At 62.8% G+C, this 1,925-nt stretch carries 1 protein-coding gene and 2 pseudogenes; 2 read left to right on the forward strand and 1 reads right to left on the reverse strand.

Features of this window, described 5'->3' with window-relative positions; genetic code table 11:
• A pseudogene (locus tag IGS51_RS05235) lies at positions 1-709 on the forward strand (DNA mismatch repair protein MutS); the annotation flags it as partial.
• Positions 706-1,443, forward strand: coding sequence for a hypothetical protein (locus IGS51_RS05240; protein ID WP_297076797.1), 738 nt, complete (start codon positions 706-708; stop codon positions 1,441-1,443). The pseudogene IGS51_RS05235 and the gene IGS51_RS05240, both read left to right, overlap by 4 nt.
• A gap of 51 nt (positions 1,444-1,494) precedes the next feature.
• Here the strand turns inward: IGS51_RS05240 and IGS51_RS05245 are convergent.
• Positions 1,495-1,925, reverse strand: a pseudogene (locus tag IGS51_RS05245) (DUF1574 domain-containing protein); the annotation flags it as partial.

Here is a 1,925-nt window from a genome sequence, read left to right on the forward strand (position 1 = left end):
AGACCTGATTATTCTGACCGGGCCCAACGCCAGCGGCAAAAGCTGTTACCTGCGGCAGGTGGGGCTGATTCAACTAATGGCACAGGTGGGCAGCTTTGTGCCTGCGGCGGCGGCAACCCTGGGGGTGTGCGATCGCATTTTTACCCGCGTCGGTGCAGTAGACGACCTGGCCACGGGTCAGTCCACCTTTATGGTGGAGATGAACGAGACGGCCAACATTCTCAACCACGCCACGCCGCGATCGCTCGTCCTGCTAGACGAAATTGGGCGGGGCACGGCCACTTTTGATGGCCTTTCCATTGCCTGGGCTGTGGCAGAACACCTGGCCACCGACATTCGCGCCCGCACCATCTTTGCCACCCATTACCACGAACTCAACGAACTCGCGTCGCTGCTGTCTAACGTGGCCAACTACCAGGTGGTCGTCAAAGAACTGCCCGATCAGATAATCTTTTTGCATCAGGTGCGGCCCGGCGGCGCAGACAAGTCCTACGGCATCGAAGCGGGGCGGCTAGCGGGGCTGCCAGCTTCGGTCATCGAGCGGGCGCGGCAGGTGATGGGGCAGATCGAGCGCCATTCCCACATTGCCGTAGGGCTACGGGGCGAGTCCAGTCCGGCCGAGTCGTCCGAGCGGGTGCCGAGCAAAACCGCCAGTCGTCGCTCCCGCCTGCGAGAACCCGCAGGCCAGCTGAATATCTTCACCGGATGAGCATTTTCATTTCAATGGTTGACCTGAGGCGATTTTCGACAGGCGTTCAGACCATGACGAGCAGGGCGATCGCCCTGCTGAGCGCCCTCACCCTATTGGGCTGTGCCTCCGGGCCGATGGCCAGTTCACCCACACCCAGCGCCCTGCCCAGCGCCCTGCCCAGCGCCCTGCCCAGTCCCATCGCCCAGTCCACCGCTCCCACCACGCCGCCCCTCGTGGTGCAACCCCCGTCCCGTTCTGCCGAGGAACTTTGGGCCCTGCTGCGACAGGAATCGGGAGTAGTGGTGCTATTTCGCCACGCCCGCGCCCCAGGAACAGGCGACCCACCCGCCTTTCGGATTGACGATTGCTCGACCCAGCGCAACCTGGACGCAGCGGGGCAGCAGCAGTCGCGGCAGTTGGGCGAGTCCTTTCGGCAGCGGCAGATTCCGGTGGCGCGGGTGCTGTCGAGCCAGTGGTGTCGCAGCCTAGACACAGCGCGGCTGATGGATCTGGCCCCGGTGGAGCCGTTCCCCGTGCTGAACTCATTTTTTGGCGATCGCACCACAGAACCCCAGCAGACCCGCGCCCTCCAGCAGTTCATTCTGGATCAGCGCAACACCCCCGGCGTGGTCGTGCTGGTTACCCACCAGGTCAACATCACTGCCCTGACGACCCTCGTGCCCCGCGAGGGCGAAGCCGTCCTCGTTCGCGCTACGCCCCAGGGCGAGATTGAAGTTCTCGGAAGAATTTAGCGAATATCTGGGCTGCTTTTCTGGGCTGCTTTTCTGGGCTGCTTTTCTGGGCTACCTGCCTCTGGCGTAGCTCCAGGGAATCATCGGGTCTTGGGCAATGCGCCGAGAAACCGCAAACGCGCCGTAGCGATTCAGGTGGCTGGGGTCAGAGAAATAGTCGTACTGATCCAGCCAGATTTCGCCCAGGTCGCGGAAAACCAGGCTGGGGCTGTCCAGATCCTCGCGCAGCAGATATTGGCGGAAGGTCTGCTCGTGCTGGCGGCGCACCGGGTCGAGGTATTCATCCGTCAGCGGCAGGTTGACAAAAATGACGGGAATATTGCGATCGCTCGCCAGCCTCAGCACCGACTGAAACGCCGCCGCCTGCACGCCCTCAATCCGAAAATCCGTATAGTCGCCATCGTAGCGGCCCTGCACGCGGGCATACTCCTGGTAGTAGGTGGCGGGGTTGAACCGCAGCGCCAGGGGCAAAAAGCCGTCGA

Source organism: Thermoleptolyngbya sp. M55_K2018_002, assembly GCF_015295965.1.
Lineage (GTDB): Bacteria > Cyanobacteriota > Cyanobacteriia > Elainellales > Elainellaceae > Thermoleptolyngbya > Thermoleptolyngbya sichuanensis.